Origin of the sequence: Streptomyces sp. NPDC057253, assembly GCF_042669125.1 — a bacterium.
In the GTDB taxonomy this organism is placed as follows: Bacteria; Actinomycetota; Actinomycetes; order Streptomycetales; family Streptomycetaceae; genus Streptomyces.
On sequence record NZ_JBHUXV010000024.1, the window covers coordinates 75,653 to 90,999 of the forward strand.

Sequence of the window (15,347 nt, forward strand, 5' to 3'; positions counted from 1 at the left end):
GGGAAGTCAAGTCCTTGACTTCGGCCCGTCCCCCGGGCCGCCCCCGTTCGTGCTCCTGCGATGCGTCTGCTGCGTGATGCGCCTGCCTCGGCTGGGACACGGACGATGCACCATCGGGCTTGCGAACCGCTTGCAAGCCGATCGCAAGCCGGCTGTCGGATTCTCCTGCCGACGGTCTGTCGTACGCCGGTCACACCGGGGGGAATCGGCGTACGACACCGTCCTCGACCCGATCACCGCGGGTCACGGCCTGCAGGGACTGCCGGGCACGGGCATGCTCCAGACGAGCCGGACCATCCGCCGTCAGCGCGAGCGCCTCCCTGAGCTCGCCCGCGCCGTCGGGCCCGCGCGCCTCACCGAGCAGCCGCAGCACCCGGCCGACGGTGCCGGGCGCGCCCCACCGACGGGCCATCGACAACTGCTCCCGCGCCAGCCCTTCGGCCCGCTCCCGCTCACCCACCCCGGTCAGCGCCCGCACCCGCAGCAGCCCCTCGTCCCACCACACCGGGTTCACCACGTCGGGCTGCAGATGCCGTACGTCATCCAGCACCGCCAGCGCCTGCGGCCACTGGCCTTCGGCGAGCAGCACACGAGCCTCGCTCTCCGCGCGCAGACGCGTCCCCTCACCACCCGCGCTCCGCAGCTGCATGCGCTCCACGCAGGCCCGTGCTCCGGCGATGTCACCGAGGTCCAGCAGCACACCTGTCAGGAAGGCCCGGCACTGGGGCGCTCCGGGCCTGACCCCCCACGCGGCGAACTGCTCCAGGGCGGATTCCAGCGAGCGGCGGGCCTGCTCCGGCGCGTCGTGCCGCCACTGTGTGAAGCCCTTCCACAGATGGGCCGACAGCGTGCCGATCAGCGACCCCCGCTGCCCGGCGTAGGTCAGCGTCTCGTCCCACAGCACCCTGACGTCCTCGCCGGCCAGATCCAACACCACGCCCGCCGTGCACCACGAGAGGATCTCGCCGCTGTGCAGCAGTACCCGTTCCGTGAGCGCGCGGCGGGCCGAGGCGATGGCCTCGGCGCGGTCGAGCCGCCACACGGTGGCCTCTCGCGCCGCCTCTGCGGCGAGCATGCGAGCGCCGGGCCCGTCCCCGAGGACGGGCGCCGCGGGATCGTCCGTGCCGCAGATCCGGGCGTCACCGGCTGCCGCGGTAGGGAGCCCGTGGGCGAAGGCACCGAGCCCCGCCAGGGCCAGCAGCCCTCGCCGTTCGTCGGCCGCAGCGTCGTCGCGGTCCATGTCGGCCCGTCCGATGGACAGTTCCGCCGCCGCCCGTGCAGCGAACGCGGCCGCCTCGCCTGGCCTCCCGCTGTAGATCAGCATCTGCGCGAGCAGACGTGCGGCGCCGACCGCCGACGGAGAACTCTCGTACGCCTCCCGCAGATGCCGGGCCGCCGCCGGTCCGTTGACGTGTGCTTCGGCCCGCCCCAGTTCCAGGAGCACCTCGGGCCGTACGTTCGGCGCAGGGGGCTCGAGCAGCGCCCTGGTGAGCAGGGTGGCGGCGGTGTCGTTGGCGCCGCGGGCGCTGGCGCGGGCCGCGGCGCTGCGCAGCACGTCAACCGCCCAGGGGTCGCCCCGGCGAGGGGCCGGCAGCAGATGGGCGGCGATCTGCTCCGAAGCGGCCCCGGCACGGTCGAGAAGGCGTGCCGCCTTTGCGTGCAGAGCCGGGAGCTCGTCCTGCGGCACCGTCCGCAGTACGGCTTCACCGGCCAGGGGATGGGCGAAGTCCAGCGGGTACTGGTCACGGACCACGTCTGCCCGCACCAGGGCCGCCGTGGCGGTGGCCACGTCCTGTTCGGACAGCTCCGTGAAGGCGGCGAGTGCGGGCAGGGAGGCCGCGCCGCCGAGGACGGCGATCGCCCGTACGACGTGCGCGGCGGCGGGCGGCAGCCGGTCCAGCCGGGGGAGCAGGAGGTCGCGGACGGCCCGTACGCCGAATTCGTGGATGGTGCAGGGGTTGGTTTCCTCTCCCGTCTTCGCCAGTGCCGCGAGCATCTGGGTCAACAGCAGCGGCAGTCCTTGCGAGACCCGGTGACAGGTCTGAATGACCTCCTCGCGTACCAGGTCACCGAGGTGCCGGCGTACGAGACGACCGGTGCCCTCCACTGTGAGCGGCTGCGGTTGGAGGTGCACCACCATCGGATCCTGGGCGAGGTCGGCCAGTACGTGCGCGCTCTCGTCCGAGGCGGGCTGTTCCCCGGTGTGCAGTGTGGTCACGACGAGGATCGGCAGGGACTGGATGCGGGGCAGCAGGTGCGCGAGGAAGCGGAGGGATGGCGGATCGCAGGTCTGGAGGTCGTCGACGAGGAGGAGCAGAGGCGAGCGTGGTGGGGTGTGTGCGGTGGCGAGGCGTTCGGTGAGTCGGTAGAGCCCGTGCAGAACGTCGAAATCATCCGCGCCGTCGGATGGCGGCGAAGTCGTGGCAGACAGCACGCCGCCAGGCCCGGAGACCTGCGGGCCGAGCAACTGCCGTACGACGTCGTAGGGTTCGCGCGGGTGCCCGGTGCGTGATGTCTGCGGGCCGGCACCGGCACCTCGTACACGTAGGCCTCGTTGCGTGCCGAGTCGGCGCGTCTCTGCCAGCAGGGCGGTGCGGCCGATCCCGGCGGGGCCCTGCACACAGATCAGCCCGCCACGGCCTGCGGCCGCGTCCGCCAGACAGTGCCGCAGTTCGGCCAACTCGGCCTCTCGTTCGATGAGTTGGCCCGACACAGAGACGTCTGCCGACTCGGGTGCGGGCGGCGGAGGCGGCTCGGGTACGGCGGGGCTCGGGGCATGGGACAGGATCTCGGCTTCCAGGCGTCGCAGGGCGGGGCCTGGATCTATGCCCAGTTCGTCGGCGAGTGTGCGGCGGGCGCGGTGCAGTACGGAGAGGGCCTGGGCGTGGTCGCGGGCCTGGTGGTGGGCGAGGGCGAGCAGCCACCAGCGTTCCTCGCGGAGGGGTCGTTCGGCGACGAGTTCCTCGGCCTCGTGGAGCAGTGACGTGTCCTGTCCGTCTTGTTCCAGGCGGGCCGCCAGCAGCCGTTCTCGTACCACTTCACGCAGTGCCGTCAGGCGGGCTGCCTCTGTCCGTGCCCAGGGCTGGTCCTCGAACCCGGCCAAGGCCGGGCCCTGCCAGAGACCGAGTGCCTCGGCGAGGAGAGCGGCCTTGTCGGGTGTCGAGGGCGTGTCCTGGCCCGTCTGCTCAAGGAGCGCTTCGAACCACCAGGCATCAACCTCGTGCCGAGCCAGACGGATCGCGTAACCGGCGCGCTCCCGCACGAGGATGCTGCTGCGGGTGCCGGCCGTCAGAACCGGTTGGAACTCCCGCCGCAACCGCGAGACGTACGCCTGCAGAGCACCGACCGCGCTCGGCGGCGCCTCCTCGCCCCACATGGCGTCGATCAACCGGTCGCAGGTGACCACAGCGCCCCGGGCCAGCACCAGCAGCGCGAACAGTGCACGCGGCCGGGGACCGCCAAGGTGCAAGGGCCGTCCGTCGTGTGCCACGGTCAGCTCACCGAGAACCCTGACCCGCAGCCCGGCGGCGCTCTCACGGGAGTCGGATCCCGGAGCGCTGGGTCTCGGCCCGGCTCTGTCGGCGTGCTGCATGCGCCTCATAGTGCCCGGCTCTTGCCCCGCCGACCAGAACGGTACGTATTGGGCACTGGGCTCGACGACCGCGATGTCCCGGGCGATGGCGCCGATCCGCTTGGCGGTGCGGCTGCTTCGTGGGATTCCCGCGACTGATCATCCATCGCACTCGATCTCCCGTTGCGTGCGTGCCTGCGTGCCTGCGTGCCTGCGTGCCTGCCCGGGGCGCGGCGGGGATGCAGATGGGGAGGGCGGACAGTAACCGCAGCGACAACGCGTGCCGGGCCGGCCGACCGCGGCGGCGGAGGAAACCTCTCTCGCGCAGACCCCAGGTTGCTGATCCCGGCCCACCAGATCCACGCCCGGTGAATTGGCCTACGAACCGGTGTGCCCATCCCCATCGCACCCTCCCATATGGCATGCTCCCGTCAATCGATACACGCAGTCCACGGCCACCCACCGACGCACCCCAGCCGTTATGTGGCCGCCGAGCAGACCGGGATCCCGGTCGCCGCAAAGGAGTTACGCGTGAGAACCACCCCCCACAGATCCGTCGCCGCGCGCGCCCTCGCCGTCGCCGCGCTGGTCGCCGTTTCCCTGCTCCCCGTCCACCCGGCGTCCGCCGCCACCGACGCGGCCGCGGCCTGCACGCCGACCCAGACGGTCGTCAACGGCGGCTTCGAGAGCGGCACTTCGCCCTGGACACAGTCGTCCACGAGCGTGATCACCAGCCGTTCCGGCCAGTCCGCGCACGGCGGCACCAGCTTCGCCTGGCTCGACGGCACCGGCGGCACGCACACCGACACGCTCTCGCAGAGCGTGACGATCCCGTCCGGCTGCAGCACCGCCACCCTGTCGTTCTGGCTGCACATCGACACCGCCGAGACCACCTCGTCCACCGCCTACGACAAGCTGACGGCGAAGATCGGCAGCACCACGCTGGCGACCTGGTCGAACCTCGACAAGGCCACGGGATATGTGAAGAAGACCCTCGACGTGTCGTCGTTCGCGGGGCAGACCGTCACCCTCGCCTTCACCGGCACCGAGGACTCCAGCCTCCAGACCAGCTTCGTCCTCGACGACATCACCCTCGACACCTCCGGCGACACCACCCCGCCCGCGGACTCGACACGGACGCCGGCCGCGCCCTCGTACACGGTGAACCTGAGCAGCAACACCTCCGGCACCGTCTGGACCGGCCATGAGAGCGCCACCTTCGCCAACGCCTCCTCGACCGCGCTGAGCGAGGTGTACCTGCGCCTGTGGGACAACTACCACGGCACCTGCGACGCGATGCCGATCACGGTCACCAACGTCACCGGCGGTACGGCCGGTTCGCTCTCCGTCGCCTGCACGGCGCTCCGGATCACCCTGCCGACACCCCTGACGCAGGGGCAGTCCGCCACGATCGGCTTCGACCTGGGCATCACCGTGCCCAGCGGCGCCGACCGGTTCGGCCATGACGGTGCGTTCAACAACATCGGCAACGCGCTGCCCGTGCTCGCGGTGAAGGACGGCTCGGGCTGGCACCTGGACCCGTACACCAACAACGGCGAGTCGTTCTACTCCCTGGCCGCCGACTTCAAGGTGACGCTGGACCACCCGAGTTCGCTGCTGGTCCCGGCCACCGGCACCTCGACCGACACCCCAGGCTCCAGCGGGCGCACCGTCACCACGGCGACCGCGACGAAGGTCCGTGACTTCGCCTGGGCCGCGGGCCCGTTCAGCAAGATCTCCGGCACCTCGGCGGCCGGGACGGCCATCAACATCTACTCCGTCTCCGGCATCAGCTCCTCCGACGCGCAGTCGATGCTGAGCACCGCCAAGACGGCCGTCGACGCACACGCCGGCCGCTTCGGGGCCTACCCCTACAGCGAGTTGGACGCGGTCATCGACAACAACTACTGGTTCGGCGGCATGGAGTACCCGGGCTTCGTCCTGGACCTCGTCAGCACCACCGCGCTCACCCACGAGATCGGCCACCAGTGGTGGTACGGCATCGTCGGCGACGACGAGTACAACAGCCCCTGGCTGGACGAGTCGTTCACCGACTACGCCACCGACCTCGCCCTCGGCAAGACCGGCACCAACTGCTGGAACAGCGTCTCCTGGGCCTCCTCGGCGGAGAAGATCACCAACTCCATGGCCTACTGGGACGCCCACTCGTCCCGGTACTCCACCGTCGTCTACGGCTACGGCAAGTGCGCCCTGCACGATCTGCGGCGGCTGATCGGTGACACGGCGATGACCAACCTGCTGAAGAGCTACGCGAGTTCACACTGGTACGGCGTCTCGACCACCGCCGAGTTCAAGGCGGCGGCCCAGGCGGCGACCAGCACGGACCTGACGTCCTTCTGGAGCACGCACCGTATCGACGGCTGAGCCGACCGGAACGAGGAAGGTCAGCACCGAGGCCTCCACCTCGATCAGAGGGATTCGCCTCCTTGGTCAGGACATCGAAGACGAGGTCGCCCTCCTCCACGCGCACCTTCTGGGCGTGGTCGAGGATCAGACGGGCGACCTCGTCCTCTGCGGTGTGTCCTTCGCCGTCGGGGCTGTCAGGCGTGGTCGGCGGTGGTGAGCGGGGTCAGCTGGTGCCGCCAGGGCGGGTTGGGGCCGGGAAGGAGCAGGTCAGGGCCGCAACCCGGTTGGCGAAGTCGTGCCGGCGCCGTCCACCGGCTCTCGCGCGGGGCCCGCAGGGATGCCTGGCGTCATGCCTCCTCGGCGCCGCGGTCCGACAGGGAGCCGTACTGGCTGCGCAGGTGGGCCTTGAGGATCTTGCCGGTGGCGTTGCGGGGCAGGGCGTCGACGAGGACGACCGACTTGGGGAGCTTGTACTTGGCGAGTCGGCCGGACAGGGAGTCCATGATGTCGTCGGGCGATACGTCGGCGCCCGCGCGGGGCACGACCAGCGCTCTGCCCACCTCACCCCATCGTTCGTCGGGTACGCCGATCACCGCGCATTCGGCGACCGCGGGATGCTGGTAGAGGAGTTGCTCGACCTCGGCCGGATAGACATTCTCCCCGCCGGAGATGTACATGTCCTTGATCCGGTCGACGATCGTGACGTACCCCTCCTCGTCGACGGTGGCCGCGTCTCCGGAGCGGAACCAACTCCCGTTCACGAAGGCGTCCTCGGTCGCTTCGGGCCACTGCCAGTAGCCCTTCATCACGTTGAGGCCCTCGATGATCACCTCGCCGACCTCGCCCGGTGCGACATCGGTGAGGTCGGGCCGCACCACGCGTACGTCCGTGAAGAAGCAGGGTTTGCCGGCGGACCCGGCCTTGCGGATGCTGTCCGGTGCGCGCAGGCCCAGCGCGGCGGGGGCGGTCTCGGTCAGGCCATACTCCTGGAGGAAGGTCAGGCCACGGTCCTGATACGTGTGGATGAGGGCCTTGGGGACGGGTGCCGCCGCGCACATCAGGATCCGGACCGACGACAGGTCGGCCGTCGCCCACCGCGACGACCGGGCCATGGCCTGGTACATCGCGGGCACGCCGAACATCCTCGTCACCCGGTGCTCGGCGATGACGTCGAGCACCCGTTCCGGGTCGAAAGCGCGCATCAGCACCGACGTCCCTCCTTTGAGGAAGCCCGGCAGGAAGACGGCGTTGAGGGCGGCGGTGTGGAACATCGGCGCCACCACCAGAGCGACGTCGTCCGAGGCGATGTCCGCCTCCAGCAGGATGTTGAAGCAGTTCCAGGCAATGTTGGCGTGGGTGAGCATGACCCCCTTGGGGCGGCCGCTGGTGCCCGAGGTGTACTGGATCATGCACACCTCGTCGAGGCCGACCGTCTCGTCCAGGGGGCCGTCGGGTGCGTTCGCGAGCAGCTCCTCGTACGCGCTCCCCACCTCGACGTAGTGCTTCACCTCGACGTCGTCCCTCAACGCGTGGACGATGTCGGTGAGTTCGGGCCCGAACACCAGCACCGACGCTCCCGCGTCCCCCAGGATGAAGGCCAACTCGGGTGCCGCGAGGCGGGTGTTGAGCGGGACGAAGACGGCGCCCAGCGCGTTCGCGGCGAACAGGGTCTCCGCCAGGGCCGGATGGTTCGCGCCGAGGTAGGCCACCCGGTCGCCGTGGCCGACCCCCAGGGCACGCAGGGCGTGCGCGAGCCGCGTCACGCGAGCGGCCAGCTCTCCGTAGGACTGGGATCCACCGTCGTGCACGACGGCGGTGGCCTCCGGTGCCATGCGGGCACGCCGTGCGGGCCACGAGCCGAGCCCCTGATTGCGCATGGTGCGTCTCCCTTCTCTCAGAGCTCTCAGAGCCAGTCGGGCCAGGTGTAGTCGGCCGAGTCGTCGTGGTCCCGGCGGGGCGGCAACGGGGCGAGCAGCCGCCCCCGGGAGAAGACCAGCGGCGAGACGCCGGTCTTCTCCACCCCGAGTTCCCGGACGCGGCCGAGGACGAAGTAGTGGTCGCCGAGGGGCCACACGTCGGCGATGTCGCAGTCGATCCAGGCGGCGACGCCCGCCAGGACGGGGCTGCCCGAGGCCGCGCCGCGCCACGGGTGGCGGTCGAAGACGTCGGGTGCCTTGGCGCTGACATCCCGGCAGAGGTCCTCCTGGCCGGCGGCCAGCACGTTCACGCAGAAGGTGCCGCAGGCCATGATCCTGGGCCAGGTCGTGGAGGAGCGGCCGGGGAAGAACGCGACGAGCGGAGGGTCCAGGGACACCGAGGTGAAGGAGCCGATCACCATGCCGACCGGGGTGCCGTCGGGTTCCTTCGCGGTGACCACCGTGACACCCGTCGGGTAGTGGCCGAGCACGTGCCGGAACCGGTCGGGGTCGTCCGCCGGGCCGCCGCCGGGTGCCGTCGCGGCGGGCGTCGGGCGGTTCACGCCGGGGTCTCCACGCCGAGCAGAGAACGGGCGTACGCCGTGGCCCACGAGCCGTGCTGCGCGTTGATGTGAGTCTTGTACGTGGCGACGTCACGCAGGTACCGCTGCATGCGCTCGCCGTTCGCCAGCGCGCTGGAGCCACTGGCCGCGGCCAGCATCTCGACGGCCTGGCAGGCGAGTTGACCGGACTGCCGGGCCGTGACGGAGAGAGCCTGGTCGTCCAGTTCGGAGAAAGGCTCGCCCCCTGCCAGGCCCCGGGCGGCGTACGCGGTGTAGTCGTCGGCGACCGACAGGATGATCCGCTGCGCGCTGTCGGCCAGGGCCGTGGCCAGGCCGAGGTTGCGCTGGTGTTCCGGATCGTGGCTGCGCGGCTTGAAGGGCGGCAGCTGACTGTTCTTGGTGGTGATGATCCGCTGGTACTCGTCGACCGCGGCCCAGGCGGTGCCCGCCACGATCGAACACAGCTGGATGTTGAAGAACGGCATCAGCCGGCCCGCGTACATCGGGTTGCCGTGGAGCTGCACACCCGGCCCGTCGGTGGCGTCGGCCGCCGCGAGGTGGGTCCTGGACACGTACTCGTACGGTACGAGGACGTCCTCGGCCACGACGCTGTTGGAGCCGCTGCCGCGGAAGCCCAGGATCTCGCCCCAGTTGTCGAGCATCCGCCAGCCGGAAGGCACGAGCACCATGCCCGGCGTGGGTATGCCGCCCTCTTCGTCGATGATGAGCACGCCACCCAGGAAGTGCGTGGAGACGTTGACTCCGGAGGAGTAGTCCCAGCGGCCGTTGACCAGGTACCCGTCGGGGGTCCTTGTCGCGGTGGCGCTCGGGGCGATCGGCAGCGGGGCCCGGAAGTCACCGGCCGGCCCGAACACCTCGCGCTGGGTGCTCTCGGGGAAGCGGCCGGCCACCACCAGGCTGTGCGAGGCGGCCAGACACAGGTTCCAGCCGCTGGACGGGCAGCCGCGGGCCACCTCGGTGACCATCCGGGAGTAGGTCCGCAGGTCGAACTCGTAGCCGCCGAAGCGGCGTGGCTGGAGGGACCGGTAGAAACCCGCCTCCAGGAACGCCTTGTGCGTGTCCTCGGAGATACCGGTCCGCTGTTCGGTCTCGTCCTGATGATCACGCAGCCAGGCCCTCATGCCGGCGGCCCGGCGCACCAGTTCCTCCGGTGTCAGGGCCGGCTCCGGCTGCGGAATCTCGATGATTTTCTCGGCTGCCTTGGTTGTCTCGGTCGTCTCGGACAATGCGCACCCCATCCGCTGCTGTTCTGGATCGGCCTGAAGGGAGTGTTGGCAGCGCGGCGAAGGACCGTCCAATGCCGGTAACCGGGGGCTTGATGAGTGCCGTGCATCACAGCAGGTCGGAGGGGGTGACGGGAATGCCGCACATTTCTGACTGGTGACGTGCGGGGAAGCGCGCTGTAACCTGGCGCGCACCACAACGCCGTGGACCTCGCCATTCTGGAGGGCTGAGTGGAACTCCGGAGCCTGCGCCATTTCTCGGCGCTCGCCGAGACCTTGAATTACCGGGTCGCCGCCGAGCGTCTGCACCTCACCCAGCCTGCGCTGACGCGCTCGATCGCCGCCTTCGAGCGTGAGCTGGGCGTCCAGCTGTTCGACCGCGACAAGCGGCATGTGGTGCTCACCGCCGATGGCGCGGAACTGCTCGCACGGGCGGGCGAGGTGCTGGCCGACGCCGACCGGCTCGCCGCCGCCGCGGACGCCATCAGGGCCAGGCGACGGGACGAGGTGCGCGTCGCGCTCTACGGGGTCGCTCTCGCGGAGCTGACGCATCCGGTCATCGAGGCGTTCTGCGAGCGGTATCCCAGGGTCACGATCCGGGTGCACGAAGTGGACTTCCACCAGGGACTCGACCCGCTGCTGGCCGGCGAGCACGACGTGGCGCTGTCGCCCCTGAACGTCGACATGCCGGGTGTGACACGCGTACCGATCTTCACCGAGCCCGCTTCCCTCGCCCTGTGGAAGGGGCATCCGCTGGCCGGGGCAGCAGCGGTGGACGTGACGGAGGTCTTCGATCAGCCCTGGGTGACCCCCGCGCCGGGCCTCGACTTCTGGGTGGGCGGACGAAACGGGGACGATGCCCCGACGGTCGGCTCCCACGCCCACTCGGCCCAGGACGTGGCCTTGAAGATCGCCTACCAGCACATGGTGGGACTGATGCCGCTGTCGGCCACCCGGATGTTCCCGCACCCGGGAGTGGAGAACGTCGCTCCGAAGGAGCCCCTCGGCTTGGTGGCCGCCGTCGCCTTTCCGGAGGCCGGTCACTCGCCCGCCGCCCCGGCGTTCGCCGAGGTCGCACGCCGGGTGGCCCGACGCGCGACCGGCGTTCCGTACGCCGAGATCTCCCGGTAGGAGGGGTCAGCCGCCGTACGGCGGCTCGCCCGCCCCTTTTGTCCGTTGAGTGACGGCGCTTCCACATGCCACCGCCGGGCCGCGTGCAGGGCGGCGCGCAGCTCGTCGGCGGAGGCCGGGTGGGGATTCGCGTACGGCGCCCCGAGGGCGACCTCGACCGCACGGTCCACGTCGGCGGCGGTCAGGCCCAGGTAGGCGAGCGATCGCGGGATGCCAAGACGCTCACCCAGCTCGTGCAACTCCCGTACCGGACCCGGGACATCGAGCGCCCGGCGCAGCGTCGCCAGTGCCTCGGGAACCGCCGGCGCGTTGAAGGCCGCACATGGGGCAGGACGACGGCGCGTGTCTCGGCGTTCGGCAGGTCGAAGGTGCCGCCGAGCACCTGGCAGAGCTTGTGGTGCAGCCCCATGGTGGTGGCGCCGAGACAGGCACCGCACAGCCACGCCCCGTACGGCGCGCGGCTGCGCGCGTCATGCCCCGAGGGGTCGGCGACGATCTCGGGAAGGGCCGCGGCCGGTGCCCGCCATCCCGGCGCAGGCGTCGCCGCGAGACGCGGCGACGCCACGGGCCGTGTCCAGGCCATGGTCGTCGCACAGCACGAGGACGTGGCGCAGGCCCAGAAGCGCGACCTCGTCGGGCACCGCGTCCGGGACGGCACCCGAGCGGAAGAGGACGCGCATCGGCTGCGCTTGGTAGGTGAAGTCCAGGGCGCGTTCCCTCACGCGACAACCGGTTGCAGCACGATGTCGAAGCGCGCCCGGCGGAAGGGGTTGGCCAGGCCCAACTCCGTGGCCTCCGCGGGGGAGTCCACCTTGACGAACTCCTGGACCAGGCTCTCCTTCACGGCGAAGACGGCGTCCGACTCCAGATAGTCGCTGCCCGCCACGAAGATGTGCGTCGTCACCGGGCTGTACCCCTCGGCGCCCACGATGAAGTGGACATGGGCCGGACGGTAGGGGTGGCGGCCGGTCGCCTCCAGCAGGGAGCCGACCGGCCCGTCCGTCGGAATGGGATACGGGCTCGGAACGCACGAGCGGAAGCAGAACCGCCCTTCCGCGTCCGCTGTGAACAGCCCGCGCCCATTGCCCGGCGGCTGCTCCTCCGGCTGCTGGACGTCGTAGAAGCCTTGATCGTCGGCCTGCCACACGTCCAGCGTCGCGCCGGGCAGCGGGGTGCCGTCGACGGAGACGACCCGTCCGCTGATCACACACGGCTCGCCGCCGCCGACCAGATCGATGTCCGCCCCGAGCTCACGGACCGGGGACTCGGTCATGTGGAAGGGGCCGAGCACCGTCGAGTCGGTCGCGGCCGCCGCCTTGTGGTCGTTGATCGTCTCGACGAGCATCGACACACCCAGGACGTCCGACAGCAGGATGAACTCCTGCCGGGTGTCGTCGCACATGTGCCCGGTCGCGGTGAGGAAGTCGATCGCCCGCTCCCACTCGGCCTGGGACGGCTCGATGTCCCGTACGAAATCGTGCAGGTGACGCGTCAGGGAGGTCAGCACCTCGCGCAGTCGGGGATCGGAGGTGTGGGCGAAGCTTTCCAGCACCGCCGTCGTCGTCGCGGAACTCGCGGTCTTCACTATCGTCGCGGTCGTCGCGGTCTTCGCTGTGAGTGCCATGGCCGCTCAGCCCCACCCGAGGATCTGCCGCAGTGCGTCCCCCAATGCGGCCGTGACGTCACCGGTGGCGTCCTGGCGGCGGAAGGCGACATGGTTGTCCGGCCGCACCAGCAGCGCGCCCGAGTCGCCGATCTCCCGCAGCCGTGCCCAGTCCCCGTACGGGTCCTCGTACTCCTGGCCGGGGCCGATGACCGCCGTGGCGATCTCCAGGCCGAACTCCTTGCCGAGGATGCGGGCGGCCTCCGTCCAGGGCTCGCCGCCGATGCCGGTGATCAGGGTGAACCGGCCGTTCCCGCCCAGGTCCAGGGTGGACGGATTGCGGGTGCCCGCGGAGAGCCAGGCGTGCGGGAGCTTGGCGCCAGGGCGGGTGCTCGGCTGGAAGTGCAGCTCGGGGTCGCGTGCGAAGCCGGGGTCCTCGGTGCCGTCCGGGACGATCGCGGCGGAGGTGTAGCGCTGGTTGAGGTCCACGCCGTGGGCGTTGAACTCGTATGCCTTGAAGGCGATCGCCTCCCGCAGCCGCGCCCGCTGCTCCTCGGCCTCCGTGGTGGCGTTCTTGCGGGCGGCGATGTTCCGCCACAGCTGCTCGGGGGTCTGCGGCTCCAGGCCGCCGAGCGCCTCGAAGACGGGTGCCGTCTCACCGATGGACTGGTTGGCCCGGGTGACGACCTGCTTGCCGACCGGTGCCCGCTCGTCGCTGTAGGTGTCCAGCAGGGACGGGGACGCGGTGCCGTCCAGGACGAGCTTCAGCTTCCACGCCAGGTTGTAGGAGTCCTGGATGGAGGTGTTGGAGCCCAGCCCGTTGGACGGTGGGTGCCGGTGACAGGCGTCGCCTGCGCAGAACACCCGACCGCTGGAGTACGTCTCGGCGTACATCTCGTTGACCGTCCACGCGGAGGACGACTTGATGGTCACCGGGATCTCGTCGTCGCCGATCAGCTTGCGGACGACGGACAGGGCGTACTCCTCGGTGAGGTCCGGCGGCCCGGCGTCGACGTCGTAGCCCCACACGATCAGCCACTCGTTCCACGTCCGTACGCAGCGCACCAGGCCGGCGCCGATGCCGCCCACGGTCGCGCCGGGAGCCAGCACCCAGTAGAGGGGGGCGGGTCGGTGCGCCACGTACTTGCTGAGGTCCGCGTCGAAGACGATGTTGATGCTGCCGGCCACGCCCATCTGACCGCCCATCGGCAGCCCGGCGTCCTCGGCCACCTTGCTGCGGCCGCCGTCCGCGCCGATCAGGTACTTGGCGCGGATGGTGTACGTGTCGCCGCGCAGCCGGTCGCGGACCGTGGCGGTCACGCCGTCGGCGTCCTGCTCGTGCGACAGGTACTCGGTGCCGAACCGCAGTTGGCTTCCGCGTGCGATGGCCGCGTTCACGAGCACCGGTTCCATGAGGTGCTGCGGCATGTCGCACATGCGGGTGGGGCTCGCCAGCTCGTGCGCGGCCTGCACGAGCGGTTCGTTGCCCCAGGATCTCAGCCGGCCGAGCTCCTCGCCCGCGACGGCGGTGCAGAAGACGGTGTTGCCCATCAGATGCTGCGGGGTGGCCTGGGCGATCACCTCCTCTTCGACTCCCAGGTCGCGCAGCACTTCCATGGTGCGCTGGTTGGTGATGTGGGCCCGGGGCGTGTCCGCGAGGCGTGAGAAGCGGGTGACCATGACGTTCGGCACGCCATAGGTGCTCAGCGCCAGTGCGGCGCTCGCTCCCGCGGGCCCGCTTCCCACGATGAGCACGTCGGTCTCGACGGTCGGCACGGTTGTCACGGTCGTCATCGGGACGTTTCCTCCCCTGCCGCCAGTCGCTTGTTCAGCCAGGCCATCAGTGCCTCGGCCACGTCGTCGGAGTTCTTCTCGCCCATGGGCAGGTGACCGTTGCCCGTGAGCCCCAGGTCCGCCAGGCGCAGCAACTCGGCGTCGGCACCGGCCTGGACCAGGTAGTCGGCGACACCGTGCTGGAACGACGCGAACGGCGAGGCGTCGGCCGCGACCACGGCGATCGGGAAGCCCTGGAGCCCCGGCAGGGACCGGACGGGGCCTGCCGTTTCGTCCTGGACGAGACAGTCCTGCAGCCCGCCGCCCCCCGCCTCGCGCAGCCGAAGGCGCAGTTCCTCCGGGGTCCGTACCGGCGGCTCGTAAGTGATCGGGGCCGCGGTGAGCCCCCACTCCAGCTTTCCGAGGCCGGGCAGTTCGGTGAACGGCGGCCCGATCGGCTCGACGGAGACAACGGCCTTCACCAGCCCGGGCCGGGCATCGGCGGCCAGCCAGGCGAACGGCCCTCCCATGGAGTGGGTGATCAGCACGGCCGGTCCGATACGGTCCAGCAACTCGGCCCCGCAGCGCCGCATCTGCTCCTCGTTCTCGGCGAAGGTGGGCAGCGTCGGGCCCTGGCTCGCCATCAACTGGTCCAGTGCGGAGTCGTCGCCGATCTCGCCGCTGCCGGGCCACTGGCTGCCAGGTCGTCCCGCCCCCTCGCAGAACAGCCAGCGGATGAACTCGTACGTCGGCGCCGCGCCCTCGATGGGCCCGAGGACATCGGGGTGGTACGGGGAGCGCCCGTGACCTGGACGGTCGACCACGTACACGGCGTAACCAGCCTGGAGGAACCGGGTGGCCCAGCCGGGGCGCCCGTCCGGCGTCGACAGGTAGTCCGTGCCCTGGCCGCCGCCCCCGTGGACCATCACCACGGGCAGCGGATGCCGGAGATCGGCCGGTATCTGGTACTGGACGTACATCGCGGCCTCGGCGGCGGTCCCGGCCTCGGTCGGCCTGCGCCCGACACCGACCCAGAACGCGCCTTGCTCGCTGATCGTCAACGGCGAGGCGGCACGGGCCGGCTCGGCGGTTCCGGGTGGGGGGAAGATGGTCATCGGTGAACCTCCGTCACGGCGTCTGCGCCCATGCCCAGCACTATTGGTGATCGGCTCCGGGGCG

12 protein-coding genes are annotated in these 15,347 nt (G+C 70.7%); 2 read left to right on the plus strand and 10 right to left on the minus strand.

Annotated features, from left to right (window positions below; all coding sequences use genetic code 11):
* Positions 1–190: 190 nt before the first annotated feature.
* Complete coding sequence (locus ACFULQ_RS16100) at positions 191–3,592, minus strand: BTAD domain-containing putative transcriptional regulator (RefSeq protein WP_383543726.1); 3,402 nt, start codon at positions 3,590–3,592, stop codon at positions 191–193.
* 510 nt (positions 3,593–4,102) lie between these two features.
* On the opposite strand from ACFULQ_RS16100, the gene ACFULQ_RS16105 reads away from it, so the two are divergent.
* Positions 4,103–5,956, plus strand: coding sequence for a M1 family aminopeptidase (locus ACFULQ_RS16105; RefSeq protein WP_383543729.1), 1,854 nt, complete (start codon positions 4,103–4,105; stop codon positions 5,954–5,956).
* A gap of 329 nt (positions 5,957–6,285) precedes the next feature.
* On the opposite strand, the gene ACFULQ_RS16110 is transcribed toward ACFULQ_RS16105, so the two are convergent.
* From ACFULQ_RS16110 to ACFULQ_RS16120, 3 genes are read right to left on the minus strand one after another with little or no spacing between them, the layout of a single operon-like run.
* Positions 6,286–7,815 (minus strand): long-chain fatty acid--CoA ligase, encoded by a 1,530-nt coding sequence (locus ACFULQ_RS16110; RefSeq protein ID WP_383543732.1) that lies wholly within the window; start codon positions 7,813–7,815, stop codon positions 6,286–6,288.
* A gap of 26 nt (positions 7,816–7,841) precedes the next feature.
* On the minus strand, positions 7,842–8,417 hold the full coding sequence (locus ACFULQ_RS16115) for a flavin reductase family protein (RefSeq protein ID WP_383543735.1): 576 nt from the start codon (positions 8,415–8,417) through the stop codon (positions 7,842–7,844).
* The gene (locus ACFULQ_RS16120; RefSeq protein ID WP_383543738.1) at positions 8,414–9,664 is read right to left on the minus strand and encodes an acyl-CoA dehydrogenase family protein; all 1,251 of its coding nucleotides are present in this window, start codon (positions 9,662–9,664) and stop codon (positions 8,414–8,416) included. The genes ACFULQ_RS16115 and ACFULQ_RS16120 overlap by 4 nt, the downstream gene beginning before the upstream one ends.
* A gap of 228 nt (positions 9,665–9,892) precedes the next feature.
* Here ACFULQ_RS16120 and ACFULQ_RS16125 point away from each other — a divergent pair, with 228 nt between their 5' ends.
* Positions 9,893–10,792: a LysR substrate-binding domain-containing protein gene (locus ACFULQ_RS16125; RefSeq protein WP_383543741.1), complete on the plus strand. Its 900-nt coding sequence runs from the start codon at positions 9,893–9,895 to the stop codon at positions 10,790–10,792.
* On the opposite strand, the gene ACFULQ_RS16130 is transcribed toward ACFULQ_RS16125, so the two are convergent.
* Genes ACFULQ_RS16130 through ACFULQ_RS16155 form a run of 6 tightly spaced genes read right to left on the minus strand, consistent with a single transcriptional unit; the run spans position 10,702 to position 15,283 of the window.
* Complete coding sequence (locus ACFULQ_RS16130) at positions 10,702–11,031, minus strand: hypothetical protein (protein ID WP_383543805.1); 330 nt, start codon at positions 11,029–11,031, stop codon at positions 10,702–10,704. The genes ACFULQ_RS16125 and ACFULQ_RS16130 overlap by 91 nt on opposite strands.
* The gene (locus ACFULQ_RS16135) at positions 10,974–11,375 is read right to left on the minus strand and encodes an iron-containing alcohol dehydrogenase (RefSeq protein ID WP_383543744.1); all 402 of its coding nucleotides are present in this window, start codon (positions 11,373–11,375) and stop codon (positions 10,974–10,976) included. Before ACFULQ_RS16135 ends, ACFULQ_RS16130 begins: the two co-directional genes overlap by 58 nt.
* On the minus strand, positions 11,263–11,514 hold the full coding sequence (locus ACFULQ_RS16140) for a hypothetical protein (protein ID WP_383543807.1): 252 nt from the start codon (positions 11,512–11,514) through the stop codon (positions 11,263–11,265). The genes ACFULQ_RS16135 and ACFULQ_RS16140 overlap by 113 nt, the downstream gene beginning before the upstream one ends.
* A complete protein-coding gene (locus ACFULQ_RS16145; protein WP_383543747.1) occupies positions 11,511–12,416 on the minus strand; it encodes an intradiol ring-cleavage dioxygenase in 906 nt (301 codons plus the stop codon). Before ACFULQ_RS16145 ends, ACFULQ_RS16140 begins: the two co-directional genes overlap by 4 nt.
* Positions 12,417–12,422: 6 nt before the next feature.
* Positions 12,423–14,189 carry an FAD-dependent oxidoreductase gene (locus ACFULQ_RS16150; RefSeq protein ID WP_383543750.1) on the minus strand — a complete coding sequence of 589 codons (1,767 nt, stop codon included), beginning with the start codon at positions 14,187–14,189 and terminating at the stop codon, positions 12,423–12,425.
* Positions 14,186–15,283 (minus strand): alpha/beta hydrolase, encoded by a 1,098-nt coding sequence (locus ACFULQ_RS16155; protein WP_383543753.1) that lies wholly within the window; start codon positions 15,281–15,283, stop codon positions 14,186–14,188. The genes ACFULQ_RS16150 and ACFULQ_RS16155 overlap by 4 nt, the downstream gene beginning before the upstream one ends.
* Positions 15,284–15,347 lie beyond the last annotated feature (64 nt).

Coding starts and splice junctions, on each gene's coding strand:
- ACFULQ_RS16135 (WP_383543744.1), bottom strand. CDS start 11,375: ATGGCCTGGACACGGCCCGTGGCGTCGCCGCGTCTCGCGGCGACGCCT.
- ACFULQ_RS16145 (WP_383543747.1), bottom strand. CDS start 12,416: ATGGCACTCACAGCGAAGACCGCGACGACCGCGACGATAGTGAAGACC.
- ACFULQ_RS16110 (WP_383543732.1), bottom strand. CDS start 7,815: ATGCGCAATCAGGGGCTCGGCTCGTGGCCCGCACGGCGTGCCCGCATG.
- ACFULQ_RS16150 (WP_383543750.1), bottom strand. CDS start 14,189: ATGACGACCGTGACAACCGTGCCGACCGTCGAGACCGACGTGCTCATC.
- ACFULQ_RS16100 (WP_383543726.1), bottom strand. CDS start 3,592: ATGCAGCACGCCGACAGAGCCGGGCCGAGACCCAGCGCTCCGGGATCC.
- ACFULQ_RS16155 (WP_383543753.1), bottom strand. CDS start 15,283: ATGACCATCTTCCCCCCACCCGGAACCGCCGAGCCGGCCCGTGCCGCC.